At 38.2% G+C, this 25,710-nt stretch carries 22 protein-coding genes and 8 pseudogenes; 18 read left to right on the top strand and 12 right to left on the bottom strand.

The features are described from left to right. The first annotated feature begins 60 nt into the window (after window positions 1–60). The 7 genes and pseudogenes from UJ203_RS05935 to UJ203_RS05905 form a co-directional block, all read left to right on the top strand. On the top strand, window positions 61–312 hold the full coding sequence (locus UJ203_RS05935) for a hypothetical protein (RefSeq protein ID WP_322009092.1): 252 nt from the start codon (window positions 61–63) through the stop codon (window positions 310–312). 708 nt (window positions 313–1,020) lie between these two features. Next, on the top strand, window positions 1,021–1,989 hold the full coding sequence (gene spoVK / locus UJ203_RS05930) for a stage V sporulation protein K (RefSeq protein ID WP_049809927.1): 969 nt from the start codon (window positions 1,021–1,023) through the stop codon (window positions 1,987–1,989). Window positions 1,990–2,121: 132 nt separating this feature from the next. Continuing rightward, window positions 2,122–3,384: a GTPase HflX gene (gene hflX / locus UJ203_RS05925; protein ID WP_322009088.1), complete on the top strand. Its 1,263-nt coding sequence runs from the start codon at window positions 2,122–2,124 to the stop codon at window positions 3,382–3,384. Between the two features lie 17 nt (window positions 3,385–3,401). Next, the gene (locus UJ203_RS05920) at window positions 3,402–4,676 is read left to right on the top strand and encodes an aminotransferase class I/II-fold pyridoxal phosphate-dependent enzyme (RefSeq protein WP_322009086.1); all 1,275 of its coding nucleotides are present in this window, start codon (window positions 3,402–3,404) and stop codon (window positions 4,674–4,676) included. A 100-nt stretch (window positions 4,677–4,776) separates the two neighbouring features. After that, the gene (gene glnR / locus UJ203_RS05915) at window positions 4,777–5,184 is read left to right on the top strand and encodes a transcriptional repressor GlnR (protein WP_010334345.1); all 408 of its coding nucleotides are present in this window, start codon (window positions 4,777–4,779) and stop codon (window positions 5,182–5,184) included. A gap of 57 nt (window positions 5,185–5,241) precedes the next feature. Then, on the top strand, window positions 5,242–6,576 hold the full coding sequence (gene glnA, locus UJ203_RS05910; RefSeq protein WP_105954294.1) for a type I glutamate--ammonia ligase: 1,335 nt from the start codon (window positions 5,242–5,244) through the stop codon (window positions 6,574–6,576). Window positions 6,577–6,675: 99 nt separating this feature from the next. Beyond that, a pseudogene (locus UJ203_RS05905) lies at window positions 6,676–7,001 on the top strand (N-acetylmuramoyl-L-alanine amidase family protein); the annotation flags it as partial. A gap of 117 nt (window positions 7,002–7,118) precedes the next feature. On the opposite strand, the gene UJ203_RS20880 reads toward UJ203_RS05905, so the two are convergent. Further along, complete coding sequence (locus tag UJ203_RS20880) at window positions 7,119–7,172, bottom strand: hypothetical protein (protein WP_373690333.1); 54 nt, start codon at window positions 7,170–7,172, stop codon at window positions 7,119–7,121. Window positions 7,173–7,748: 576 nt separating this feature from the next. On the opposite strand from UJ203_RS20880, the gene satA reads away from it, so the two are divergent. Together satA and UJ203_RS05895 are read left to right on the top strand one after the other, a co-directional pair. Beyond that, window positions 7,749–8,270, top strand: coding sequence for a streptothricin N-acetyltransferase SatA (gene satA, locus UJ203_RS05900; protein ID WP_322009081.1), 522 nt, complete (start codon window positions 7,749–7,751; stop codon window positions 8,268–8,270). A gap of 205 nt (window positions 8,271–8,475) precedes the next feature. Further along, window positions 8,476–8,707: pseudogene (locus UJ203_RS05895) on the top strand (hypothetical protein). 309 nt (window positions 8,708–9,016) lie between these two features. On the opposite strand, the gene UJ203_RS05890 reads toward UJ203_RS05895, so the two are convergent. Then, window positions 9,017–9,310: a hypothetical protein gene (locus UJ203_RS05890; protein ID WP_322009080.1), complete on the bottom strand. Its 294-nt coding sequence runs from the start codon at window positions 9,308–9,310 to the stop codon at window positions 9,017–9,019. Between the two features lie 107 nt (window positions 9,311–9,417). Between UJ203_RS05890 and UJ203_RS05885 the strand changes: the two genes are divergently transcribed. The 4 genes and pseudogenes from UJ203_RS05885 to UJ203_RS05870 all read left to right on the top strand — a co-directional run. Beyond that, window positions 9,418–9,960, top strand: a complete 543-nt coding sequence (locus UJ203_RS05885) for a GNAT family N-acetyltransferase (protein ID WP_322009078.1) — start codon at window positions 9,418–9,420, stop codon at window positions 9,958–9,960. 324 nt (window positions 9,961–10,284) lie between these two features. Further along, on the top strand, window positions 10,285–10,641 hold the full coding sequence (locus UJ203_RS05880) for a hypothetical protein (protein ID WP_024121536.1): 357 nt from the start codon (window positions 10,285–10,287) through the stop codon (window positions 10,639–10,641). A gap of 449 nt (window positions 10,642–11,090) precedes the next feature. Continuing rightward, window positions 11,091–12,386 carry a Na+/H+ antiporter NhaC family protein gene (locus UJ203_RS05875; RefSeq protein WP_322009075.1) on the top strand — a complete coding sequence of 432 codons (1,296 nt, stop codon included), beginning with the start codon at window positions 11,091–11,093 and terminating at the stop codon, window positions 12,384–12,386. Between the two features lie 323 nt (window positions 12,387–12,709). Then, window positions 12,710–13,366, top strand: a pseudogene (locus UJ203_RS05870) (DNA polymerase thumb domain-containing protein); the annotation flags it as partial. Window positions 13,367–13,551: 185 nt separating this feature from the next. Here the strand turns inward: UJ203_RS05870 and bglS are convergent. Further along, the gene (gene bglS, locus UJ203_RS05865) at window positions 13,552–14,283 is read right to left on the bottom strand and encodes a beta-glucanase (RefSeq protein WP_106022090.1); all 732 of its coding nucleotides are present in this window, start codon (window positions 14,281–14,283) and stop codon (window positions 13,552–13,554) included. Between the two features lie 114 nt (window positions 14,284–14,397). On the opposite strand from bglS, the pseudogene UJ203_RS05860 reads away from it, so the two are divergent. After that, a pseudogene (locus tag UJ203_RS05860) lies at window positions 14,398–14,573 on the top strand (UV damage repair protein UvrX); the annotation flags it as partial. A 39-nt stretch (window positions 14,574–14,612) separates the two neighbouring features. On the opposite strand, the gene UJ203_RS05855 reads toward UJ203_RS05860, so the two are convergent. The 4 genes and pseudogenes from UJ203_RS05855 to UJ203_RS05840 form a co-directional block, all read right to left on the bottom strand. After that, window positions 14,613–14,792, bottom strand: a complete 180-nt coding sequence (locus UJ203_RS05855; RefSeq protein WP_024121541.1) for a hypothetical protein — start codon at window positions 14,790–14,792, stop codon at window positions 14,613–14,615. Then, window positions 14,782–15,918 carry an aspartate phosphatase gene (locus UJ203_RS05850; protein WP_322009071.1) on the bottom strand — a complete coding sequence of 379 codons (1,137 nt, stop codon included), beginning with the start codon at window positions 15,916–15,918 and terminating at the stop codon, window positions 14,782–14,784. Before UJ203_RS05850 ends, UJ203_RS05855 begins: the two co-directional genes overlap by 11 nt. A gap of 1,054 nt (window positions 15,919–16,972) precedes the next feature. Continuing rightward, entirely contained in the window at window positions 16,973–17,347 is a 375-nt protein-coding gene (locus tag UJ203_RS05845; protein ID WP_322009069.1) for a YoqO family protein, read from the bottom strand. Between the two features lie 383 nt (window positions 17,348–17,730). Beyond that, a pseudogene (locus UJ203_RS05840) lies at window positions 17,731–17,881 on the bottom strand (hypothetical protein). A 183-nt stretch (window positions 17,882–18,064) separates the two neighbouring features. Between UJ203_RS05840 and UJ203_RS05835 the strand changes: the two are divergent. Next, window positions 18,065–18,447: pseudogene (locus tag UJ203_RS05835) on the top strand (hypothetical protein). Window positions 18,448–18,545: 98 nt separating this feature from the next. On the opposite strand, the pseudogene UJ203_RS05830 reads toward UJ203_RS05835, so the two are convergent. After that, window positions 18,546–19,144, bottom strand: a pseudogene (locus tag UJ203_RS05830) (ATP-dependent DNA ligase); the annotation flags it as partial. Window positions 19,145–19,456: 312 nt separating this feature from the next. Between UJ203_RS05830 and UJ203_RS05825 the strand changes: the two are divergent. Both UJ203_RS05825 and UJ203_RS05820 read left to right on the top strand, forming a co-directional pair. Beyond that, the gene (locus UJ203_RS05825) at window positions 19,457–20,098 is read left to right on the top strand and encodes a glycoside hydrolase family 11 protein (protein ID WP_322009067.1); all 642 of its coding nucleotides are present in this window, start codon (window positions 19,457–19,459) and stop codon (window positions 20,096–20,098) included. A gap of 373 nt (window positions 20,099–20,471) precedes the next feature. After that, window positions 20,472–20,899 (top strand): annotated as a pseudogene (locus UJ203_RS05820) (formylglycine-generating enzyme family protein); the annotation flags it as partial. Between the two features lie 198 nt (window positions 20,900–21,097). On the opposite strand, the gene alr reads toward UJ203_RS05820, so the two are convergent. Then, window positions 21,098–22,279, bottom strand: a complete 1,182-nt coding sequence (gene alr / locus UJ203_RS05815; RefSeq protein ID WP_322009065.1) for an alanine racemase — start codon at window positions 22,277–22,279, stop codon at window positions 21,098–21,100. A 425-nt stretch (window positions 22,280–22,704) separates the two neighbouring features. Between alr and UJ203_RS05810 the strand changes: the two genes are divergently transcribed. Next, the gene (locus UJ203_RS05810; RefSeq protein ID WP_322009063.1) at window positions 22,705–23,616 is read left to right on the top strand and encodes a VanW family protein; all 912 of its coding nucleotides are present in this window, start codon (window positions 22,705–22,707) and stop codon (window positions 23,614–23,616) included. Between the two features lie 300 nt (window positions 23,617–23,916). On the opposite strand, the gene UJ203_RS05805 is transcribed toward UJ203_RS05810, so the two are convergent. The 3 genes from UJ203_RS05805 to UJ203_RS05795 form a co-directional block, all read right to left on the bottom strand. After that, window positions 23,917–24,708 (bottom strand): DUF817 domain-containing protein, encoded by a 792-nt coding sequence (locus tag UJ203_RS05805; RefSeq protein ID WP_322009061.1) that lies wholly within the window; start codon window positions 24,706–24,708, stop codon window positions 23,917–23,919. A gap of 133 nt (window positions 24,709–24,841) precedes the next feature. Next, window positions 24,842–25,063, bottom strand: a complete 222-nt coding sequence (locus UJ203_RS05800; protein WP_322009058.1) for a helix-turn-helix transcriptional regulator — start codon at window positions 25,061–25,063, stop codon at window positions 24,842–24,844. A gap of 10 nt (window positions 25,064–25,073) precedes the next feature. Further along, a complete protein-coding gene (locus UJ203_RS05795; protein WP_322009056.1) occupies window positions 25,074–25,556 on the bottom strand; it encodes a DUF2975 domain-containing protein in 483 nt (160 codons plus the stop codon). Between the last annotated feature and the right edge of the window lie 154 nt (window positions 25,557–25,710).

Genomic DNA, 25,710 nt, shown 5'->3' with positions numbered 1-25,710 from the left:
TAATCGGCTTAAAAAAGGGGGTTATTCAATCGATTTCAGCAGAAAGCGGAGGGGTACATGATGATGACATACACAACGGTCTCTATGCTGCTTCAGTCTTTTTACGGACCGGTGGTTTGGGAGGTCAGTCAGAACGTACTCAATGGAAGTAACGTTCAGACATTCTTTTTGTTTCCATCTCTCACTCATGGTTCGCATGGGTTAACGTTTATACTCACTCTTTTCCTCGGTGCCATTATTTTGCTCTCCAGTTCTTCATCGGATTATTGGCATTTGTATTTGAAGGAGTATGGGGATTTGACATCATCCTAGACTTAGTCACCGATTTTTTCTCAGGAAAGTTGATTTTCCGGGTGTTTTACCCGGGTTTCTTCCAAAAAGTTGCTGGCTTTTATACATCATTAGAAAATCCTCTTTCTCGATGATCCAAAAATTGGTTTAGATATCGTTGCGAAAAGAAGAATACAGCAATTTCTTCATCATGTAAATACTGAGCATAAAACGAAGATTCTTCTCACCTCCGATCAAATTGATGACGTTGAACGTTTTGTAAACGGATCATCCTGATTGAGAAGGGAGAAATCATTCGACGGACCAAAAGAAAACTGTCACAATTGACGAACAGTAAGAGAAGCTCAGCTGTTGAAGTAGACGCCGTTCATGCAGACTGGGGTTTACTTTCATGTCAACCTACTGAAGTGAAAGGGAAGTATATCTGATAATTCATAAATTCCTCAGCACATTACAAGCATATCTGCGCATTAAAAATATCCTAACTGAGGTTTATACATCGAAGAAATATCGCCTTCATAGCTGATTGTTCTAACAAATTTACTGAAAATAAAATCTCTTGGTTTGTCCACCCTGTGTTCGTGAATACAATAAGAAATAAAGTATTTCTCGGGAAAGCGCAGGATTCCCCATTGTTCCCGAAAAAAAGCATTTGTTTCGACACATGATAGGCGTTTGTCACATAAGGCATACGCTTGAATATCATATAGAGAGAACTGAGAGGTGAAAATGTTGGAGCGCGCTGTGACTTATAAAAACAACGGACAGATCAACATTATTCTTAACGGACAGAAGCAGGTGCTGACAAACGCTGAGGCAGAGGCGGAATATCAAGCGGCTTTGCAAAAAAACGAAGCTAAGCACGGCATTTTGAAGGAAATAGAAAAAGAGATGAACACACTGGTTGGAATGGAGGAAATGAAACGAAACATTAAGGAAATATACGCTTGGATTTTTGTCAATCAAAAACGTGCGGAACAGGGCTTGAAGGTGGGAAAGCAAGCGCTGCATATGATGTTTAAAGGAAATCCGGGAACTGGGAAAACGACAGTTGCGCGGCTTATCGGCCGGCTGTTCTTTGAAATGAACGTACTGTCAAAAGGCCACCTGATCGAAGCGGAACGCGCGGACTTGGTCGGGGAATACATTGGCCACACCGCCCAAAAGACGAGGGATTTAATCAAAAAGTCATTAGGCGGCATTTTGTTTATAGACGAAGCCTATTCCCTTGCAAGGGGCGGCGAAAAGGACTTCGGAAAAGAAGCGATCGACACGCTCGTCAAGCACATGGAAGACAAACAGCATGAATTCATTTTAATTCTTGCCGGATATTCACGGGAAATGGAGCATTTTTTATCATTGAATCCCGGTCTTCAATCCAGATTTCCCATCTCCATCGATTTCCCGGATTATTCCGTCAATCAGCTTATGGAAATTGCGAAACGGATGATCGCAGAGCGGGAATACCAGCTCAGTCAGGAAGCTGAATGGAAATTAAAGGATTACTTAATGACAGTCAAAAGCACAACAAGTCCCATTAAATTCAGCAATGGCCGTTTTGTCAGAAATGTCATAGAAAAATCGATCAGAGCGCAAGCCATGAGACTTCTAATGGGCGACCAATACTTAAAAAGCGATTTGATGACCATTAAAAGCCAAGATCTTTCAATCAAAGAAGATACCGCTGGCTCGATATAGACCTCTTCCTGTGAGAGGTCTTTTTTTTCTAATGTATTTCTTGCTTTTCACAGCAATCGATTTGTGGTATACACATGCAGGGTTTGGTATGATAATACTACTGCCCAATATGCAATAGAAAGGAACATCCATTTGAACGAACAAGAAATAAGACAGGAAAAGGCCATTTTAGTCGGATGTCAGCTGCCGCATATCACAGATGAGCATTTTGAAAATTCCATGGAAGAGCTTGCATCACTGACAAAAACAGCAGATGGAACGGTATTGACCAGCGTCACGCAAAAACGAAACCGGGCTGACGCAGCTACATATATAGGAAAAGGGAAGGTTGAAGAGCTGAAGACGCTCGTTGAAGAGCTTGAAGCCGATCTTCTTATTTTTAATGATGAACTGTCACCAAGCCAGCTGAAGTCCTTGGCAACTGCGATTGAAGTAAAAATCATCGACCGCACGCAATTGATATTAGATATTTTTGCGAAAAGAGCAAGAACAAGAGAAGGAAAACTTCAAATCGAGCTGGCTCAGCTCCAGTATGCTCTTCCGCGTCTGACGGGACAGGGGATCAATCTTTCCCGGCAAGGCGGAGGGATCGGCGCGAGAGGACCGGGGGAAACAAAACTGGAGACCGATCGCCGCCATATTAGAAATCGCATTCATGAAATTAACACGCAGTTATCATCTGTCATTCGCCATAGAAGCCGCTACCGGGAAAGAAGAAAGAAAAACGGTGTGCTGCAAATCGCTCTTGTCGGGTATACGAACGCGGGGAAATCAACGTGGTTTAACCGCCTGACAAGCGCTGACAGCTATGAAGAAGACCTTCTCTTTGCCACACTGGACCCTATGACCAGAAAAATGGTGCTGCCAAGCGGCTACAGCGTGCTCCTGTCAGATACAGTCGGATTTATTCAAGATCTTCCGACGACACTGATCGCTGCATTCCGCTCAACGCTTGAAGAAGTAAAAGAAGCGGATGTGATTCTGCATCTGATTGATTCCTCAAATGAGGAGTACACAGGGCACGAAAAAACGGTGCTTCGCTTGCTGGAAGAGCTTGAAGCAGATGATATCCCGGTGCTGACGGCTTATAACAAACGCGATCAAAAGCTGCCTGACTTTATCCCGTCCGTTGGAAAGAATCATATCATGGTCAGTGCAAGATTTGAGGAGGATGCTGAAAAGTTTAAGGAAGCCATCCAGCGTTATTTGCGCCAAGAGCTGTTAACGCCTTTTGAAGCGCAGGTACCGGCAAGTGAGGGCAAGCTTCTCTCCAGAATCAAATCCGAAACGATGGTTGACGTTTTTAATTTTAATGAAGAAAACGAACAGTACGACATATCGGGATATGTACAAGAAGAGCAAAGTATCATCGGTGAATTGAAGAAGTATATGTAAGAAGGGAATACAAGGACATGTTCGAAACTTTAACACACGGAGATTTATTAAAAAAAACAGCAATGGAAGTGGAAACAGAAATTGCCGGCGTTCATAAACAAATAGAAGAAATCAGTGAACGCAATGAATGGCGAGTGCTTCAAAGCTATAGAAAACACAAGGTGAGCGACACTCATTTTACGCCGTCTACAGGATACGGCTATGATGACATCGGAAGAGATACACTTGAAAGCATTTATGCAGATGTGTTTGGCGGAGAAGCCGGGCTTGTCAGGCCTCAAATTATCTCAGGCACACATGCGATTTCCATTGCTTTATTCGGTGTCCTCAGACCGGGGGACGAGCTGCTTTATATCACAGGCAAGCCGTATGATACGTTAGAAGAAATTGTCGGCGTCAGAGGCGGAGAAAATTCTGGATCGCTAAAGGATTTTCAAATCGGCTACAATGCGGTTGACCTGACTGAAGACGGAAAAATAGATTACGATGCTGTCGCTGCAGCTATCAATCCGAAGACAAAGGTGATCGGCATTCAGCGCTCAAAAGGATATGCCAATCGTCCTTCTTTCTTAATTAGTGAAATCAAAGAAATGATCCGCTTTGTAAAAGAAATCAATGAAAATCTTATTGTATTTGTGGACAACTGTTACGGAGAATTTGTAGAAGAGCTGGAACCTTGCCATGTAGGCGCCGATCTCATAGCAGGATCTCTTATTAAAAATCCGGGAGGCGGTCTTGCCAAAACAGGCGGGTACCTCGTTGGAAAATCTGAATGGATCGAGGCTTGTTCATACCGAATGACTTCACCGGGCATCGGCCGGGAAGCCGGAGCGTCTCTTTACTCGCTCCAGGAAATGTACCAAGGTTTCTTTTTGGCGCCTCACGTTGTGTCACAAAGCTTAAAGGGAGCGGTGTTTACAGCGAGATTCCTTGAAAAACTGGGCTTCACTTCAAACCCGAAATGGGATGCGAAAAGAACAGATTTGATACAATCCGTTGAGTTTTCCGACAGAGAAAAGATGATTGCCTTTTGCCAGGCCATTCAATATGCATCGCCGATCAATGCCCACGTGACGCCTTATCCAGCCTACATGCCGGGATACGAAGATGATGTGATTATGGCAGCGGGCACATTTATACAAGGAGCAAGCATTGAATTATCAGCTGATGGCCCTATCCGCCCGCCATATGTAGCGTATGTCCAGGGAGGATTAACCTATGCGCATGTGAAAAATGCCATATGCAGTGCAGTGGATTCTTTAATGGATAAGAATTTAATTTGGATAGTTTAAAATTTTCACTGAATTTCATGTTAAGAATCCTTACATGTTATTGACACAAAATATAACATCACCTATAATGAAACTAAGTTAAGAAAAGGAGGAAATTGAGATGAGTGATAACATTCGCCGCTCAATGCCTTTATTTCCAATAGGAATTGTCATGCAATTGACCGAATTATCAGCAAGACAAATTCGGTATTATGAGGAAAATGGACTGATATTTCCAGCTAGAAGCGAAGGAAATAGACGATTATTCTCATTTCACGATGTAGATAAACTGTTAGAAATTAAACACCTGATTGAACAAGGTGTAAACATGGCAGGAATTAAACAAATTCTGGCGAAAGCATCGGCCGAGCCGGAACAGAAACAAAATGAGAAGACGAAGAAACCAATGAAACATGATCTGTCTGATGACGAACTGAGACAGCTCCTGAAAAACGAGCTTATGCAAGCCGGCCGTTTTCAAAGAGGAAATACATTCCGTCAAGGCGACATGTCCCGCTTCTTTCATTAATCCGTTAGCAACTGTTTTGCTATATACATTTACCTTTTAGAGGAGGAGTTTTACGAAATGGCAAAGTATACAAGAGAAGATATCGTAAAATTAGTAAATGAGGAAAACGTCAAGTACATCCGCCTGCAATTTACCGACATTCTTGGAACAATCAAGAACGTTGAGATTCCTGTAAGCCAGCTTCCAAAAGCACTTGATAATAAGGTCATGTTTGACGGATCTTCTATTGAAGGTTTCGTTCGCATCGAAGAATCAGATATGTACCTGTATCCTGATCTAAATACATTTGTTATCTTCCCATGGACAGCTGAAAAAGGTAAAGTAGCACGTTTCATCTGTGATATTTACAATCCGGATGGCACACCTTTCGAAGGTGACCCGCGAAACAACTTAAAACGGATTCTGAAAGAAATGGAAGACCTGGGCTTCAGTGATTTCAATCTAGGACCTGAGCCTGAATTCTTCTTATTCAAATTAGACGAAAAAGGCGAACCGACTCTTGAATTAAACGACAAAGGCGGATATTTCGACTTAGCTCCAACTGACTTGGGAGAAAACTGCCGCCGCGATATCGTTCTTGAGCTTGAAGAGATGGGCTTTGAAATCGAAGCATCTCACCACGAAGTAGCACCTGGCCAGCACGAAATCGACTTTAAATATGCTGGTGCAGTCCGCTCTTGTGACGACATCCAAACGTTTAAACTAGTTGTTAAAACAATTGCCCGCAAACACGGTCTGCATGCGACATTTATGCCAAAACCGTTGTTCGGTGTGAACGGTTCAGGTATGCACTGCAATCTATCACTCTTCAAAGATGGCGTTAACTCATTCTATGATGAAAACGCAGATCTTCAGTTAAGTGAAACAGCGAAACACTTCATTGCAGGTATCGTGAAGCATGCAACAAGCTTTACAGCAGTAACAAACCCGACAGTGAACTCTTACAAACGTCTTGTTCCTGGCTATGAAGCACCTTGCTACGTTGCATGGAGCGCGCAAAACAGAAGCCCGCTTATCCGTATCCCGGCTTCCCGCGGCATCAGCACACGTGTTGAAGTGCGCAGCGTAGATCCAGCTGCGAATCCGTACCTAGCACTTAGCGTCTTGCTTGCTGCAGGTTTAGACGGAATCAAAAACAAACTAGAAGCGCCAGCTCCAATCGACCGCAACATCTACGTGATGAGCAAAGAAGAGCGCATGGAAAACGGAATCGTCGACCTTCCTGCAACACTTGCTGAAGCATTAGACGAATTCAAATCAAACGAAGTGATGGTCAAAGCCCTAGGCGAGCACCTATTCGAGCACTTCATCGAAGCAAAAGAAATCGAGTGGGATATGTTCCGCACACAGGTTCATCCTTGGGAGCGCGAACAGTATATGTCTCAGTATTAATCTCTTAATCCCTTGGCACTATTGGTGTCAAGGGATTTTTAAATTTTGGTCATAAGTTAAGAGATCGATATTTTGGGTTAAGGACCAAAATATGACCAATCAACAAGTTTCCACTTTGCAGTTGATGACAAAAAGGTTATTCAAGGGTTGCCGTTAAATCATAACGCTTGGCACACAGGAGACGGCACAAACGGCACCGGGAACCGTAAGTCTATTGGTGTTGAAATCTGTTACAGCAAGTCAGGAGGCCCTAAATATAAGGCGGCACAAAAGCTAGCTATTAAATTTGTTGCGCTAAAGAGCGTGGCTGGAGAATTGATCGTATCCGCAAGCATCAAGACTGAAATGGAACGCACCGTATTTTAGCTGAGGGCAGATGGAACCAAGTTAAGGCTGCCATTGAGGCAGAATTGAAGGCGCTAGGAGTATTATACTTCCAAAGAGGGTGGAAAACGTTACGTAAGTAGCATCCGTATGTAATTAAGATTTTTGATTTGACGAAAATTATATAATTTTAGGACGTGGTGGCGCTGTTGGACTTTTCATTTCCAAAATCGCCACCACTTTTTTTGTTTAGTGGCTGCGTGATATATCAAAATATCAAAAATAATCAATTATAAAGATGGAAAAGGGGAAGCCCGAGAACATGCATATTTTTCATAAAGAAAAAGCCACCATTTACCTTCCGTGTCCAAGCTCTTTTTAACAAGTGTTTGGTATAATTATCACAGGTAAAATAAACCGCTTTGAAGGACTGTCCGCTTAATTGAAAGAAATTATATAGTACATGTGTGTTGTTAATTCTTTTGCTAATGAGCTGCTGATTTTAATTCTTATGTTTTTGTTTCCCCGAATATTTTTTCTCCCTTATGCATCCTTGTTTCAAGTAATGTTTTTCAGAAGATGCAGTACATATAATGATCTTGTGTGTGGTATATCAGCAAATTTAGGCCAGAGAGTTCCCTCATATACTCTCTGGTTTCTTTTATTTAAGCTGTTTTCGCAAAATTTGTTGTTTTCGGAAGGCGTTATTGATTCATCCTATAAATGACATATAATAGAATCTAGGTGTTCTTGAGCAAAAGAGGCAGAATAGTTAAAAAAATCCGAAGTGAAAATAACGATATAATACAAGTTGTACTACATATCATTTCGTTTGGAGGCAGATTGATGTGATAATTAAAATGACTCAATTTAATATGAAGGATTTTAATAAACCAAACGAAAGTTTCATTGTATCAGGTAGAATTATCCCAACATTTAAAAACAATGTTTGGAAATATACAGAAGAGATATTTTCTGAACCTTATTTCAAGAAATATGAAGGTGATGAAATTGATATCAGTTATATTCAAGAAGAGGAGAAAGCTGTATTTTTTTATTACGTTGAAAACAACTGCGTTGGTCGGATTAAGCTTCATTCTAATTGGAATGGATATGCACTAATTGAAGACATGGCTGTTGCAAAAGATTATAGAAAAAATGGTGTTGGGACAGCATTATTAAATAAAGCTATTGAGTGGGCAAAGGAGAATAGACTTAGTGGTCTTATGCTTGAAACACAAGATAATAATGTTTCAGCTTGTCATTTTTATGCCAAAAATAACTTTGTAATAGGTGCAGTCGATACTATGCTTTATTCAAACTTTCCAACAGCAAATGAAAATGCGATTTTTTGGTACTATAAATTTTAAGTTTTAATAAATGTATTTCAATTATATGAGAGAATTTGTTGTATCGTCTAGTTGAAATGATGGACTATCAAACGGCGGTCTTTTTATATTTCCTTCAAGAATTCCACTTCATAAATATAGTCCACAGCATGTTCTTTTTTCAGTCTATGTTTGATCAGATCATGTTAAAATTTCACTGAATTCAAGTCAAAAGAGGAATGTGTTTATGCTGGGAATCAAAGTTGAAAAATCAAAAGAAAACTTAATAATCAATTGGCAACTATTCAAAATGGAAATTCCAATCAAAGAAATTAACAATGCATTTCTTGGCCAAAAAAATTGGGTTTCCTTATGGATCTACGGATAGGGTAGTGATTAAAACAGCAAATAGCACTTATATTTTGTTCACCACTAATGCTGCTTCAATAATGAATAAAATCGCATTCTTTGAATCTTAAACAGTATGTAAAAGTAAGTTGGTGAGACTATATGTAATTTCTGAATAAAATTCTTCTTTTATTTAGAAAAACCATAACAAAAAAGATAGAAGGTGGAACCTCCTATCTTTTTATCCTCCCTATTCTTACGAACTCGCCAATTAAAGAGCCAACAATGAAAATAGCCAGTGGAATCACATTAAACTTGTTTCCCAGTACCCCCATGTAAACGAAATAGCACGCACATAAAACAAGGAACAAAAGGATATATCTTTTTATTATCCTATTAATAACTGTTGTTTTTTCTTGTTGCATATTTTCACCTCGTTTTTATGGCCGACAACTTGCCGGAATTGGTCTGCTTCCAAAGAATTTAGCGCTGTCTGCTGTTCTTAAGACTTTCTTTCTTGACGAGTCTTCATAGAATTTTGTTCTATTGGCATAAGGATATGCATTACATTTAAAGGCATAACGATACTGGAATACCGTATAATATGCAGTTGTTTGTGTACCTGCTAAAAATGATACAATACTTAGTATGACATTGTAAGGTGCTTTTGAGACTGCGGCGATTGCTGCGGTAGCAACACCAACTGAAACTCCCTTCAAATTGTATTTACCCATGTATTTTCCACCTGGGGGAATCTTCATAGTTGATGCATTTGAAGGTGATAACATTCCATCTTCTTGCTTGATCAGATTATCGATAAATTTGAATTAGGAGATTACAAATGCAAAAAATTGAAACCCACCGATTAATTTTAAGAAATTTTTGCGAGGCAGATTCTCAAGGCTTGTTGGAATATTCGGCTAATCCAAGAGTGAACTGCTTTCTTGATGACAGAATTTCTACGTTAGAAGAAGCTGTCTTAAGAGTGCAAAAAAGAAGCAAAGATGACTCTTATATTGCAGTCTGCTTAAAAGATAGTGATGATATAATAGGAGAACTATTTTATTTTAAAGAAGAGCCAGATACCTATTCTATTTGTTGGAATTTCAATGCTCAATTCGAAGGGCTGGGATACGCAAGTGAAAGTGCTAAGGCTTTCTTAAAGTATCTCTTTATGCAAAAAGGAGCAAGAAGGCTTTATGCATATGTTGAAGATGATAACTATAGGTCTCAAAAATTATGTGAAAGATTAGGTATGCGTAAAGAAGGTTATTTTCTTGAATTTATTTCATTTACTAAATACGAGGATGGAACACCTAAATATGAAAACACTTTTCAATATGCATTGCTAAAAAAAGAATGGTTAAAACAACAGCCCAGTTAAAAGAATTTAGGGGGAATAGTCTCTCTCTTTTCACCCTAAAGTTTATGAAGAAATATACTTAAATAAAACGGGGAGCTATAAGGAGACTTATACGAATTAACACAATGTTAAAGTATTGTTGCTTTTCCGAGTAAGCATCCTCAATCTAAATAAAATAATGGCTATAAAACAAAAGTTTGCAAATGAGGGAGAGAACATGCTTAATGCAGGTTCTTTTTTTATTCAATTATTAAATCATTTGGAAAATTGTCGATATTTAACATGTGTAAAGATGGAAAGGGTGCTCTAAGATTATAAAAAGCTCTGAAAGGAGTGTGGTTATCGGTGGTAAATGTAAATTCAAGTGATCTTATTTATGATCCAAAATTCTTAGCATTTTGCAGTTTGGCTACTGAAGGGTATGGAGGGAATAATCCAACTCCTTCATCCATTAGTTTTAGTGAATTCTGTGAAAAACTAGAGAAAAATGAGGTAGTTGAACCCGAGAATAAAAAAAGCTCACTTGACATAAATAAGTCTTTAGATTATTGGAAATCCAGATTAAATGGTGGAGGTAGTCTTTCTGCAATGGATTTGAAGGTATTAGATATTATTAAAAAAGCTTACAACTTAGGCATGGTTAACAAAGATAACATGTTACTACGTAACGAAGCAATTAGTGCTTACAAGAACTCAATTTGAATATGAAAATAGCGCCCTTTTAATTATTGAATTTATTTTCTTGTAAATGCTCCTCATGTTCTCTGATGCTGCTATGTCTTGTTTGAATAACAATTGCTATGACCGCAGATTGAGTTGGTGCATAAAGAGGAAGAAGGATATGAACCCTTTCCTTTTTATATTGTATTATTGATAAAGCTAAACCAGTTTTTATGCCAGTATCGTTGCGTGTTGCCCCCTCAAACACCCCTCATCAAACAGTTGTATTTGTATATGGAACTTCCCAAATAATCTGTTGATGAAAGTGTTATTTCCTCTTCTTGAAAAATCCTTCTTTCTTTTCTGTTTTTAATTTAATAATTACTATACTATTTTTCCGCTTGACTTTTTTACTGTAGCCTTTTAAAGTATGGAATGTTGTTTAGACTATGTTTAACGACTTGATACTGAAATTAAAGGTGGCTACTTAGATGAAACAAAATGGAAATCCTTGGGCGCTATTGCCACTAGTCTTATTTGTAGGCCTTTTTGTCGGCTCTGGTGTATTGACTGGAGATTTCTATAAATTGCCGATATTGATTGCGGCAATTATAGCATCAGCTTTCGCGCTTGCATTTAACCAGAAGCAATCTCTCAATCAGAAAATAGAATGGTTTGCTTCCGGGGCGGGACATCCTGATATTATTATTATGGTTATCATTTTTATATTAGCGGGTGCTTTTGCTTCTGCAGCTGAGACGATGGGAGCGGTACACTCAACCGTCAACCTTGCTTTGAGCATTATTCCGAAGCAGTTTATACTGCCAGGGCTTTTTATTATTGCTTGTTTTATTTCTGTTTCGATGGGAACATCGATGGGGACGATTGCCGTAGTTGCTCCAATTAGCGCCGGTTTGAGCGGAGAACTTGGCTTATCTACTGAAATTGCTATTGCAGCTGTTGTCGGCGGAGCTATGTTTGGAGATAATCTTTCTTTTATCTCGGACACCACCATCGCGGCAGTACGTTCACAAAAAACACAAATGATGGATAAATTTAAAACGAATTTTTTGATCGTTTTGCCTGCTGCTATCATAACTATCATTTTATTATTTTTTATACAGACAGGACACGTAGGACATACCGGAGCTGAATCTTACAGTTGGTTTAAAGTACTTCCTTATGTTGCCGTGTTAGTCTTTGCGTTAATTGGTTTTAATGTGGTGGCTGTCATTTTTGGGGGATTGATCTTAACAGGAATTATAGGGTTTGCAAGCGGCAGCTTGACGCTTGAGTCTTATTTTAAAGCAATTACGGATGGAATTATCGGAATGTCTGATCTTATCATCCTTTCAATGTTAATTGGCGGAATGGTCGGCGTCATGAAACAAAACGGAGGGATTGACTTTTTGGTGGGATTCATTTCCAATAGAATCAATTCGAAAAAAGGTGCTGAAGCCGGTATTGCCGGATTGGTCAGTGTTACTAACCTAGCTACTGCCAATAATACGATTGCTATTATTGCAGCCGGACCGATAGCCAAAAATATCTCTGATGAATTTAAAATCGATAATAGAAAGTCAGCAAGTATCTTAGATATCTTTTCCTGCGTGATACAAGGCTTAATTCCTTATGGCGCGCAGATGTTATCGGCCGGGAAGCTTGGGAATATTTCACCTGTCAGCATCTTGCATTACTCTTTCTATCCTGTTTTAATCGGGATCTGCGGCATCATAGCAATTATATTCGGACTACCAAAATTCACAAGAAATGCGAAAAAAATATAAAAAAAGGTACCAAACGGTACCTTTTTCTTTTTTCACCAAAATACGTAAAAACATATAGAAATGATGAAAAAGGAAGATAGAGAGGGCAATGAAAACAAGCTTTCACAAGGGTTTTAAAGCCCTTATTCTTTTTTATGTCTTCTGATTTTTAGAGGTTTATTTATTTGGAGACGTGTAGATTATTTTAAGGAAGGATCATTCGAGGATATGGAATAGCATTACCGATATTTACATCGAACCCTTATTCTTGTTTATGTTAAATAAGGAACTATAGTTCTATTGATATTGGATCAATAAAGGAGCGAGACAAATTGCTTCATTCGTTGTCTAAAATGTGGGGATAGGAGGGAGGATGGAAAGAAACCTAAATCGAATGGGGATATCGACTGTAGGCCAGTTAGCCAAGTTTCCCTTAGAATTGCTTGAGAAGAAGTTTGGAATGATGGGGAACCAGTTGTACTACCATGCTTACGGAATTGATTTATCCAAAATTGGTGCTCCATTATTGCATGGGCAGATTAGCTTTGGTAAGAGTCAGATTTTGCTGAGGGATTATACGGAAAAAGAAGAAATTAAAGCAGTTCTTCTGGAGATTTGCGAGGAAGTCGCAAGAAGGGCACGTGCACATAATAAAGTTGGTCGGAACAATCTTAGCTTGGGGGTGAATTTCTCGAGCCAAAACAATTGATCTTCCCACGAATATCACGATGGATATTTATAGATGCTGCTTGATGCTCTTTCATAAGTTTTACTCAGGTAAGACAGTGAGAAGTATCTCGGTTACGTAATCAAATATTGAAGGTGAAGTTAATCAACAGTTGAGTTTATTTGAGGTGGATAATGAAAAGAGAAGAAAGCTTGGATCCGTTATGGATGGGGTTAGAAGCAAATATGGCACGAAAGCAATTCTGAGAGCAGTTTCTTATACACCTGCAGGAACAGCGCTTTACAGAGCTGTGCTTACAGGTGGGCATAAGTCATCACAAAAAGCGACTAAAAATATAATCGTTTTTTGTTATCATTTAGTTAAGAAACTAACTCATATAAATTTAAACTTCAATTTGCTCTTCAGTTTCACTATAGGGAACGCCAACGCCAACAACTTCTCACTACAATCATAAGAGCCTGGCTATATCGAGGTAGCAGGCTCTTATCACATTTGGCATTATTTTTTTGTATAACGCACCCAGTCGTAATGAGCGTATAGCGGTGTTACACCATTGTAGGAACCGAGCCATTCATCTACACCCGTACCATTCCACAAGTTCATCATGATCTTTCCTGGTGTTGTCGGAATTTGGCTTGTCGCAGTATGTTTTAATTGCCCATCGACATACCATTTAATAGAGTTTGGCTGCCAATCGAACGCATACGTATGATTGGCATTGGCTGCATCAAATCCGAGATCCACAATCTTCTCATGGTTTCCTACACCATTTGTATAATAGTTAAATTGAACCTTTGTTGTGTCTTTTCCTAAAAATTCGATATCAATCTCATCCCAAGGAGTTCCATCCGTTGGACCTGTGTAGGTGAAGAACGATGAAACGATCCCGACGTTTTTAGCTGGTTTCATTCTGACTTCATAAAGTCCATAGCCATATGTTTGAACAGAGCGGTTTTCCCCGCAGTCAAACTTGTTATAAGATGGACTTGTTAGCGCCAAACGCATTTCACCTAATGACGTCACTGAGACGTTATTTGCACGCCAAGTGCAGTTGAACATATTTCCATTCGAATAACCATTTGCTTTTTGCCATAATCCGGAGTTATAGCTGTTAAAAGGGTCAAAAAACGATCCACCGGTTTGAGCCGATGCAGTAGAAGTGACTGCAGACAAACTCATAAACAATCCAGTGATAAAAAGCAACAACACTCGTTTCATACGATTAGACATGTTGGTATCCCCTTTCTTTGAAAGCGTTTTCTGTATCGATCATACATGATTCTTTTAAAAGGGAACATCAGTCAAAATAATGATAATAACAATCTTCTTACTAGAATCATGTAAGTAAGAAGTATCTCAGTTATTCTGTCTAATATTGAAGATAACTCTAATCAGTAAGCGGTCTGTAATGGATGAGATAGAAACAAATATGAATCGGAAGCGATTCTGAGAGCAGTTTCTTATACACCTGCAGGAATGCGCTTCAGAAAGCAGGTCTAACTGGTGGACATAAATCGTAAAAATAACCCCTTCAAAATGTGAAGGGGAATGATACATATTTAAGAAGTATGACCTCTACTAGCAACTTCAAATGAATGTCCATCAGTGAAATAACCAATACTTGCTGTATGCCCTCTACGTGCTTCTTGGACATCTTTTTGAGTATTAGTTAAATAAATGCTGACAAATCCAATTAAAACAATGGCTAAAATAAAGACAGATGCATGCTTAAGTTTCATAAAGACAATCCCCTCTCTGAATTTGTTTACGGGCATAAAGCACTTTCTCATAAAAAACATTAGCTACTTTATGGTCTTCTTTTTCATTATAATACTTCGCTGCATCTGAGGCTAAATCCTCCACGTCTGAAAGCATTGATTTCGATTCTAAATAATTTAGAATCGAATTTAATTTTTCTTTGTCGTCATCAACATATAAGGCATTAATGAATTCAAACATTTTAGCCATAATTTCATCATTTAAATTCTTGGACAAAGACAGACCATGTGCACACCAAGAAATTGCTTCTGATTGATTCCTCATTTTAAATGTGGTTTTTGATAACATTAACAAGATATCTAATAAACGATTTGAATGCTCATACCCATTGTTTTGGTATACTAGAATACCTTCTTTAAAGTACTCAGCTGCCTTTTCATAAGCTTCCTCAGCAAATGAACATAAGCCAAGATTATATAGGGAAGAACCGATTAAACGTGGCATGTCGATGTCTCTTGCTTTGTCTAGAGCTTCTTTAAAATGAGGGATCGCTTTTTCAGGATATTCCATATCTAAATAGTTAAGTCCCATAACAAACGAACATTGAATAACCCTTACAGTATAAGTTTCATGTGCTTTATAACTTTCTATTGCTTGAACAATATGATGCATCGACATATGTGTCTGCTTCATATGATAATAAATCTCTGCAACTTTGTAGTGGAATTCTGCTCGTTCTATCTCATCTGCGACAAGTGATAGCTTTTTCTCGGCTTGCTTATAGAAGCTTATGGCATTAAGATATTCGTACTGTTCAAATTCATACATACCCCGGAAAAAGTTAAAATAATATTCAAGAATTCCTTTCAAATCAGTTTGGTTACTTTCGATCTTTTCTAATAAGTCTGAAATTTTAAAGCGTTCTTCGTTCATTGTTTTGGGTTCAAGGTAATCCAGCATCAGCTGATGGCGAAAACACATGAGAGAATAGTACAACAATAAATCTTGATCTTCTTTCATATGCCTTATTTCTTCCTCGACCTCAGCTTTCAATATTTCCGAATCTGGGACACTAAACAATCTTATGTATTTATACCACTCATTTATTTTCACTCCGACTTTAGAAGAAGAGATCATTTGCTCCAAGACAAGCCCTCCTATATTAAATATGTAATATTTTATCATATTTAAATGAATAAGGAAGATTAATGTTATCTTAAAAACGAAAAAATACTCTCCTCAATTAAGAGAAGGTAGGGGTTTATTGTGGAGATTCGTCATCCATTGCTTGTTCACTGTCATTGCAATTAAAAAAGTTAGAAGTGCATTAAATTTCTCTGTCAAATTGTCAACAAATACAATCAAGTCATATATCGTACACGAATAACATGCTTATCGTAAAAATTAAAAAAGTGTTTAAAAAGGCGATAAACATAAGGATATTTGCTAATTTGATTGGTGAATAGGGATTAAACGATCGTAAAACGTAAGAGAGAGTAGAGGGAAGTGGCTGCTTTAAGTAAATATTGAAGAAAAAGAGGGGATTTTAAGAGAGAAAAACATTGGCATTATGCGGTTTTACGATAGCAATTACGATGTAAAATAGGGTGATTTTGAGGCGGAATTAGGAAAATGAAAATTTGGGAGGGGTGTGGAAATGGAAGTGCTATAGACACGTTCGTTCTTGTTTTTGAGTATTTAGATGTAAATATGCCCCATATATTTGGTAGTTAAATCCCCATATAATAGCTCTTATACCTGCATTTTAGTTACATATAATGGATATGATCTGATATTTTATGAGTGCATATATAAATGCGAAAATCAAGAATGTTTTTTGAAAAAACAAAATGATTTCTGGCTTGAGTAGAGTTTTCGTAACAGGAAAGATTAAAACGAACACTTATTTTATACTTTTATAAGAAATAGTTGTTCTGATGAAGCACTGCATAAATTCAATCTTGTCTTTAATAATGAAGATGGAGAGTTCATCGTTTTCAATAAATGGAGACTTTAATTTTATAGACGAACTTATACAGCAATCACATCAATGGTATGATCATGTACTTATATTGCAGCTAAGGGTGAATCAGTCGAGACCATAACAGAAAAGAAGGAATTAGGGAAAGTTGATATTGCAATTGATTTCATAGATAAGAGACCGATAGAAAGAGGCACTTAGCATAAAAAAGGCAAAGAGTTAAAGCTCTTTACCATGTGGTGTTTTCCTTAACCGTTTCGCAATAAGCTTCATTAAGTTTACTGCAATAGATACCAAAACAATGATCAAAGCGATCTCAAGTAAGATGATAAGTCCAATATTTAAGTTGAGCCTCTCAAAGTAATCACCGATAAAGGAAAGGAGTTGATAAATACCTAGCATTAGAGCTATAAAGATTGCTCCTAAGACAATTAGAGATTTTTTAGAGAAATCCCTGGCATGTTCAAAATTATAAATGATTAAGAATACAAATAGACAAGCCATAGCAAACTCATGAGTCAACGAATCACTTGCTGAAAACCCTTGCACAATTAAGGAAACAATTAATCCAATTATTCCTATTATTTTATTCAAGACATCACCTGCTTTGTATGATCCTAGGTGTCAGCTTACCAATTAAAGGGGAATTTCTCAAGACGATGTACTTTAAAGTTAACTTAAAATCGTGATTCCAAGGAGCGAAGATAATGAACGCTTATGTAGTCGATAACAGCAAGTATAAATGTATTTATGTAGGAACCTATATAAGCAGCTGCTTTAAATAATGAATTTTGAAAACAAAACAAGAGTAAGGGTTTGATTCGAAGGCAATCACATAAAAACATTTGAGAAAGAACTGTTAGATACTATACGACAAGCTGAACAAGTCTAAATAAAAGATAGTTTTTAACTAAACATAAGGATGGATCGTTATCGGAAAAAACACACGTATCGATAACGATCATAGAAGGATGATTTTAGTTTCTATGGCGGCGTCTTTCTTCGAAGTGATCTGGATCTCAGTCTGTTTTGATTTGGACTTGAATACAAACCAAATACAGCAGCTAGTGTATAATCCATGACTTTATCGAAAGTCCAATTCACAAAAAAATCCAGTAGAAATCTCATTACATTTCACGTCCGAGACAAAATGTACAATCTCTTGAAAGGCATACGTATGAAATGTCTTTCATTATTAAAAAGTGAAATGAAATATGGGAAACTAAAAAGGATTTTTAAAAAAATCACATTATAATCAAAATAAAATATTTATTTTATTGAAAGGGGGTAAGGGAAGGACAAATTAAACGCATGAATGATATTAATGACCTGATAAAGCTTATCGCAAGCATTGAGCGTCGAACTTTCTATGGCAAAGAAAACATCTCAGAATAATCTAATCAAAAGCGTATTTCAAATTCAGAACACAGCTATTCTTTGTTGATAATTACACGGGGGAAGACGTTTATCCGTATGAATTACGCCACGATCCAAACGGCTTTTCACACGGAGGTAACGTGTGGCAGATGATCAATAGTTTTAGAGAATTCATCATAACAGGGAACTGTGGCGAACTGAGGGATTATAAAGAAATATGGGCGTACAGCTATGAGGGATGTATGAAAATTCGCAATAAAGGAAAGGAGATTGGATTTGTAGAAAGTATCGTTTACCCTTATAGCTTTGATGAATAGATGAAAATTAAATAAACTAATTAAACCATGTACTAAATTTTCATCAAGCTTTATAGGGGTTGGCACTAAGGAGTTATGTAACGAAGAGTTTATACTCTTCAGAATTTGAAGGAAGGCATGCGGAGTTTACCGTGTTTAGTCTTAAATCTGTGCTTAACCTTACATTAAATAGGCTCAATAAATACATATTCATCAGATTCAGACTTTACTTGTTTCATAGAGTGGAACTTACTTCGTTCTGCATGTGGCATGAATTCCATAAATCCAGCTGAAGTTCCATCGGGATAGGATGGAAGGAAATTTATATCCTTCTTAGTGTAGCCGGTTATGAGAACTTCAGTGTAATCATAATTGATCACTTTCAGCCAATTGTGTGAACGTTTATTGATTTCATAAGGGGAGTCAGCTTTCTTTAGCACGATTCCCTCTAATTTTTTTATTTGGCCAAGGTAAAGTAAGTTAGTCCGTTACCATGAATTCCTTCGATAACAAAGACGTTAGGATGATTCAGTTCAAGTGAATTCAAAACTGTCTTACGCACAGTGAGCGGCTTAGAGGCAATTGACTGACCGTCTTTGCAGATAACATCGAAGACACAGTAAACAATCTTATGAGCTGATTTTTGGGATATGAAATGTTCCATTGCAGCTTCAAAGTCAGGAGCACCACCTGGGGCAGCTACAATGACTTCACAATCTCTAGTGTATATTTCCTTTATAGGAAATGGTTCGAATAGGGTTAATTACAGATATTACTCCATCAGATTTAGAAACAAGAATTGTGATTCTGCGAAAAAAGGATCAGGGTAAGGAGGAACAAGACCACTTATAATATAATTTTTAGGTATTTGTAATTAAATTACAAATGTGCTTAATATTTGCTCGTGAATTCGTGATATTATATTGAAGGGAACGATCAAAAGCCTTGGCGTTAGTAATGAACAATGTTTTAAATATATACGAGTGCTACCTCATGTCAAAGTCAGAAAAAATATTATAGGAGGTAACATATGTTTAAGTTTAAAAAGAATTTCTTAGTTGGGTTAACGGCAGCTTTCATGAGTATTAGCATGTTTTCGGCAACCGCCTCTGCAGCTAACACAGACTACTGGCAAAATTGGACTGATGGGGGCGGTACAGTAAACGCTGTCAATGGGTCTGGCGGGAATTACAGTGTGAATTGGTCTAATACCGGAAATTTCGTTGTCGGTAAAGGCTGGACTACAGGTTCGCCATTTAGGACAATAAACTATAATGCCGGAGTTTGGGCACCGAATGGCAATGCATATTTGACTTTATATGGTTGGACGAGATCACCTCTCATAGAATATTATGTAGTGGATTCATGGGGTACTTATAGACCTACTGGAACGTATAAAGGTACGGTTTACAGTGATGGGGGTACATATGACGTGTACACAACTACACGTTATGATGCACCTTCCATTGATGGCGATAAAACTACTTTTACGCAGTACTGGAGTGTTCGCCAGTCGAAGAGACCAACTGGAAGCAACGCTACAATCACTTTCAGCAATCACGTTAACGCATGGAAGAGATATGGGATGAATCTGGGCAGTAATTGGTCTTACCAAGTCTTAGCGACAGAGGGATATCAAAGTAGTGGAAGTTCTAACGTAACAGTGTGGTAAACAGATTATCTTTAATTAAGGGTAGCTAACGGGCTGCTGATCGTTCCTTGAGAAGTTTTATAATCGTTGTTATTGTGAGTTTACTAAGAGGCGACGGCCTTTTAGTTGGAATCCTAATATATGGATCGGGCATGGTAAATGATTATTAAAATCGTTAGGAATGGTTAAAGGTCGTTTTGCTGGAGGTAGGGTATTCTCCATCAGGTTTTATAACTTTCCCTATAAGTGTAATGGAATAGTATTAATTTTTTGTTTAATAGCAATATTTTTTGTAGTCAGCGCTTGTTCACAACAGACACCTTCACATAACCCCTTCTTCATCAAACATAAGCCTTAAGCAAAATAAAACTCGGTAGTTGAACCAGATCCTCAAAACTTTATACTAGTTAAAGGTGAGACTGTTAAGATCAAAAAGTCTAACTTTTATGGAAAAGGCGTAAAAATATCGAGCTTTTATATCGGCAAAAATGAGGTAACTCAGAAAGAGTGGACAGAAGTAACCCCTCACAATCCAAAAGCGACAAATTGCCGGTAGAAATGGTAAGTTGGTACGATGCTCTTGAATACTGTAATAAACGCAGTATCCAAGAGGGCTTAAAACCCTATTACAACATAATCAAGAATAAGAAAGACTTCAATAATCAGAGTGAGTACGGTAAATTAAAATGGACAGTCACGATCAATTCAGGATCTAAGGGATATCGATTGCCGACAGAAATAGAATGGGAATATGCTGTAAGTGGAGGACAGATGAGCAAGAGTTACACATACTGCGGCAGCAATGATGTAAATGAACTAAGTAGCTCAAGTATTCACAATACTTCTTCTTAATTAATTGAGAAATAATACCTAAAATTCCCATTTGGTATTGTGATCCTCTTTCTAAAATTGCAGACGATAGGGGGATCAGTGTGTAAAACTGAATCCCTCTTATTATAGGGTCTTAAATCCATAAAAGAGAGATTGACCTCACATTTGCAAAAAAATGAAAGAAAAAATCTACACGTACATTACTGGAGTTGATATCTTAAAAATCTCGCCATCTCTTATATAAAAACGGGGGATGCGGCGGCTTAATGTAGACACTACTTCATAGTTAATCGTATTAAGCATTTCAGCAACTTCATCAACGGGAATCTCAGCTTCCTTTTGGTGACCGTAAATCACAACTTCCTCTCCTTGTTTGCCTTCACTCTCTCCTAAACTAACCATGATCATATCCATTGTCACTCTTCCCGCCACCGGCACTCGTTTTCCGCGATGAAGAACAAACCCGCGATTGGAAAGTGCGCGAGAATAACCGTCAGCATATCCGATCGGGAGTGTAGCAATGACTTCACCGGGATTTGCGATGTATGTAGCACCATAACTAATGGTACGGGGTTCTGTCAGCATGGTTTTCACATAAGCGATACGCGCCTTTAAACTTAATGCAGGTTCAAGCTTAACGAGATGTAGTTGTTTTATATATCCTGAAGGATATAATCCATATAAGCCTATACCTAAACGAATCATATCAGTGCTAAATTCCGGAAAAGCGATAGCCGCAGCCGTGTTGCTCATATGCACGGTGGGCAGCTCAATGTCTTGGTTTTTTAAAAAACGGAGAAAACGGAGAAATTGATCGTGCTGCAGTCTGGTTAGAGTGGTGTCTTCTTCATCGGCTGTTGAAAAATGTGTAAAGATACCTTCCCATCTCAGGAGTTTACTTGCTGTTAATGCATTCACTACTTCTAAAAGTTCTTCTTTTGTACGTACACCTAAACGGCCCATACCAGTATCCACATTAATATGAATACCCAATCGGTTAGTACTCGCTTCACTTTCCAATATATCGTTAGCCTTTTTAATCCAATCAACCTGAAATGCTGATAACTCTATATTCCAAGCTGCTGATTTTTTCACACAACTAAGGGATGTAAAACCAAGCACAAGGATAGGCGCTGTAATTCCCGCTTTTCGTAAAATGATTCCTTCCTCCACGCTGGCAACAGCGAGCTCACTAGCCCCATGTTCCAGTGCATGGCGCGCCACTTCTACAGACCCATGACCATAACCGTTCGCTTTTACGACAGCCATAATTTTGGTCTTTTTTGGTATATGATGGCGTATTGCTCGTAAATTTTTTTTAATGGCATCAAGATTTACTTCGATCCAAACTTCTCGGCAGAGCTTTGTCATCGACGATTCCTTCCTTCGTATAGAATAGTGTAAAGCGCATTTAGCCGTTAATAAATCCTGTAACATTGATGGTTGGATGCTTTCAATCTGATTTTATTCAACCTTAACTGAAATCATTCAACAGCAAACTCTTGATCTAACGAGTAGATGCTTATCGATTGCCGAAGTCGACAGTACTTTCATTTTTTTGCATATTTGCTGATTAGTTCAATTTTGATTTTCTTCACTTAAGTATTGGTTAAGAGATGATTTCTTAACACTAGGCGTTGTGGATGCTGAAGTAGACATTGACATCAAAGCTCTCTTAGCGAGGGCTCATGTTTTATATTAAACAAAGACCAGGCGCTTAAGAACGATATGATAAGACGAGATACATCAAAGGATAAGCTCCTGTTCATACTAATTGTCGGGAGGTATGCCGACTTATGATACACATTTGGATCACTGGCCTTTTATTATTGGCTCAGCCCAGCGAGCCATCTGACAGTTTAGCGATCACACAACAAGGACGGACGATTGCTACTGTTCACCGTGAAGATTTTACGATGCCTCTTCCCGGTACCCCAATGATTGATCATGAAAAATACCGTAAGTTTATCAAACAGCTTGATCAACAAATTTACCAGGAGCCCATAAACGCCAAGCTTAACGATCAAGGAATCATCATCCCGGGGAAAATGGGTTACAGACTTTATCAACAAGCGTTTAAGGAGAAATTTTATGCCTATTTCTTTGGTCATGGCCCATCAAAAATAGAAGTGCCGGAATTAAACATCTATCCGAAAGTTGACAGCGAGTTGCTTGCTCACATCAGTACGCAGCAATTAGGCAAGTATGTAACTTATTTTAATTCAAGCAATAAAAGCCGTTCACACAATATTTCCCTTTCTGCAAAAGCAATTGACAATCATGTTGTTTTTCCAAATGAGACGTTTTCATTTAACCAAGTTGTTGGGATGAGAACTCAGGACAAAGGATACATGCGTGCACCTATTATCGTGAAAGGTGAGTTGTCTGAAGGTGTAGGCGGGGGAATTTGTCAGGTGTCATCAACATTATTTAATGCTGTCGATCGTGCAGGGCTGCAAATCGTTCAGCGCTATTCTCATACAAGAAGCGTACCATATGTGCCGTCCGGACGCGATGCAACCGTAAGCTGGGGAGGCCCTGACTTTCGCTTTCATAATCAATATAACCAACCGGTCCTAATCCGGGCCAAACGATATGAGGGAAGTATGATTGTTACGCTTTATTCCTCTGATGTCATCAATATCAAACTGCGAAAAGTTCCCAAAGCGCCATCACAGCTACCAAAAGAAATAAATGCCGAGCGATAAAGACATAAGTTATTCATTCACTTTATGCAACCTGACGACTTCTTTTATGGGAGGGTGAGTTAGAGAGACATAAGGTTAAGTCCAAATGACGGAGTTCTCTAAACGAAAGCTGATTTTGATTAAAGCATTACTTCCTGGTCGAAATCTTACTGAAATAACCCTCTATTTTTCCGGCAGCTATTTATAAAGAAAAAAGCAACAATTCAAACGTTGCTTTTTCCACTTTATCTTATTCAGAATGTTGTACGCTAATTCCTTACTATGTGGGATTCTACTTTTATTAAAGAAGATTCTTAACAATTATAAAAATGGACTAGTATCTATCCTGGTGGAATTTTTCCCCTTAACTTGTTTTAACGTCGCTACTATAAGAAAGCTGACAATCACTAACAAGAGCCATGAACTCACTTTTCCTAAATGAACGAGACTCCATGTATCGGTTTGGTTTGGGTATTCCCAAGCCCCAAAAAACGTTGCAATATTTTCTGCTATCCATATAAAAAATCCGATGAGCATAAATGAAAGGGCGAGCGGCATACGGTAACGAGTCCCATTCACCTCGTATGTAACCCATGATTGCCAAAAGACGATCAAGACAAGTCCAGATAACCAAAAGCGGACGTCAATCCAAAAATGGTGGATGAAAAAATTCAAATAAATCGCAGCGGCGAGAGTTACAACGGCCCAAAACGGCGGCCACTTAACCAGTTCAACCTTAAGCCTCCTCCATGCCTGGCAAAGATAACTGGCTACACTTGCGTACATGAAGCCGCTATACAAAGGCACTCCAAAAATTTTGGAATATCCCTCCTCCGGATAAGACCAAGAGCCCATATGTACCTTGAAAAGTTCAAGAGCAAGGCCAATAAGGTGGAACATTGTGATCACCTTTAGTTCATCACGTGTTTCAAGCCCTGAATACACCATCCACCATTGCATGAGAAGGCAGATGATGAGCAGCCAGTCATACCGTGGCAGGAGGGGAAGCGGTATGATTTGTGTAATTGCCAAAGAGGCAAAAATAACGACAGGAAACAGACATGATAGGGCCTGCTCCCAGCCAAAACAAACGAGCTGTTTAAATGCTTTCATGAATTTTGCCTCCAAAGGTTTTTTTGATTAAATGGAAGGCCTGTTTAGTATAGTAGCTAAATAGACATAGGGTTATGTCCATAGAATCACCGCCGAGTAACTATCTTTTCCTTGCATGATTATTCCTGCTTTATTAATCTGGGGTGTCTTCATGACTTCGGTATTCCAAAATATCTCCGGGTTGACATTCTAAAGCCTTACAAATCGCTTCTAAAGTTGATAATCGAATGGCCTTTGCCTTTCCATTTTTCAAAATAGAAAGATTAGCCATCGTGATTCCAACCTTCTCCGACAGTTCCGTTACGCTCATTTTCCTTTTAGCCAGCATCACATCAATATTGATTATAATTGCCATTGTTTTCACCTCAGACTGTTAAATCATTTTCTGATTTTATATCTATAGCTTCTTGCAAAAGCCTTTGGAGAACAGCAGCAAAGACCGCGATAACCATTGAGGCAAAAATAAGAACCAATCCAATTAGTATAATACCTGGAGCATCGTCCATCTCCGCGATGAGATAGAAGAGTGGCATGCCTGCCGCAAGTAAGAGACTGATGGTGATTGCACAGTATTTTATTTTCTTTAAAGCTCCTACTGATAATTCCGAGAAAGCTTTATTCCGGTCAATATAGCTTAAAAGTGTAAAGGCTTGATACAGAGCGAAATAAAAAGGTATCGCCGCTGCATACAAATCGATATAAACAAGATATTTCAGATAAGAAATATCTGGATACAATTCCGCTGCAAAGTTCGCTATCTGCGGCACCAAAAATATGCACAGAGCAAGAACTGGAATTCCAATAAGAATAACAGCTATCTTTAAAAAAAGTGTTGATCCTCGTTTCATAAAAAGCACCTCACCTAATATTGTCGATTTGAATTTAACATACTATTTATCGTTTTACAATAAAAAAGTATTGATAAAGATTATTTCCTTGTTGTTTTAAAACTATCTTTTTTCACTTTGGACAAGAAAAAAGCATTCCTCATTACAGAGAAAC

It is taken from the genome of Bacillus sp. V26 (genome assembly GCF_034296245.1).
Lineage (GTDB): Bacteria > Bacillota > Bacilli > Bacillales > Bacillaceae > Bacillus > Bacillus halotolerans.
The sequence above is the reverse complement of the archived record's forward strand: the minus strand, read 5'-3'. Positions and strand labels throughout refer to the sequence as shown.

Excerpts from the sequence above, each read along its gene's own strand:
- UJ203_RS05855 (WP_024121541.1), bottom strand. The coding sequence starts at position 14,792 with ATGAAACTTAAGCATGCATCTGTCTTTATTTTAGCCATTGTTTTAATT.
- alr (WP_322009065.1), bottom strand. The coding sequence starts at position 22,279 with ATGACAAAGCTCTGCCGAGAAGTTTGGATCGAAGTAAATCTTGATGCC.
- UJ203_RS05825 (WP_322009067.1), top strand. The coding sequence starts at position 19,457 with ATGTTTAAGTTTAAAAAGAATTTCTTAGTTGGGTTAACGGCAGCTTTC.
- UJ203_RS05805 (WP_322009061.1), bottom strand. The coding sequence starts at position 24,708 with ATGAAAGCATTTAAACAGCTCGTTTGTTTTGGCTGGGAGCAGGCCCTA.
- UJ203_RS05810 (WP_322009063.1), top strand. The coding sequence starts at position 22,705 with ATGATACACATTTGGATCACTGGCCTTTTATTATTGGCTCAGCCCAGC.
- UJ203_RS05795 (WP_322009056.1), bottom strand. The coding sequence starts at position 25,556 with ATGAAACGAGGATCAACACTTTTTTTAAAGATAGCTGTTATTCTTATT.
- glnR (WP_010334345.1), top strand. The coding sequence starts at position 4,777 with ATGAGTGATAACATTCGCCGCTCAATGCCTTTATTTCCAATAGGAATT.
- glnA (WP_105954294.1), top strand. The coding sequence starts at position 5,242 with ATGGCAAAGTATACAAGAGAAGATATCGTAAAATTAGTAAATGAGGAA.
- UJ203_RS05890 (WP_322009080.1), bottom strand. The coding sequence starts at position 9,310 with ATGGGTAAATACAATTTGAAGGGAGTTTCAGTTGGTGTTGCTACCGCA.
- UJ203_RS05800 (WP_322009058.1), bottom strand. The coding sequence starts at position 25,063 with ATGGCAATTATAATCAATATTGATGTGATGCTGGCTAAAAGGAAAATG.
- UJ203_RS05935 (WP_322009092.1), top strand. The coding sequence starts at position 61 with ATGATGACATACACAACGGTCTCTATGCTGCTTCAGTCTTTTTACGGA.
- UJ203_RS05875 (WP_322009075.1), top strand. The coding sequence starts at position 11,091 with ATGAAACAAAATGGAAATCCTTGGGCGCTATTGCCACTAGTCTTATTT.
- bglS (WP_106022090.1), bottom strand. The coding sequence starts at position 14,283 with ATGTCTAATCGTATGAAACGAGTGTTGTTGCTTTTTATCACTGGATTG.
- UJ203_RS05885 (WP_322009078.1), top strand. The coding sequence starts at position 9,418 with ATGCAAAAAATTGAAACCCACCGATTAATTTTAAGAAATTTTTGCGAG.
- spoVK (WP_049809927.1), top strand. The coding sequence starts at position 1,021 with ATGTTGGAGCGCGCTGTGACTTATAAAAACAACGGACAGATCAACATT.
- UJ203_RS05920 (WP_322009086.1), top strand. The coding sequence starts at position 3,402 with ATGTTCGAAACTTTAACACACGGAGATTTATTAAAAAAAACAGCAATG.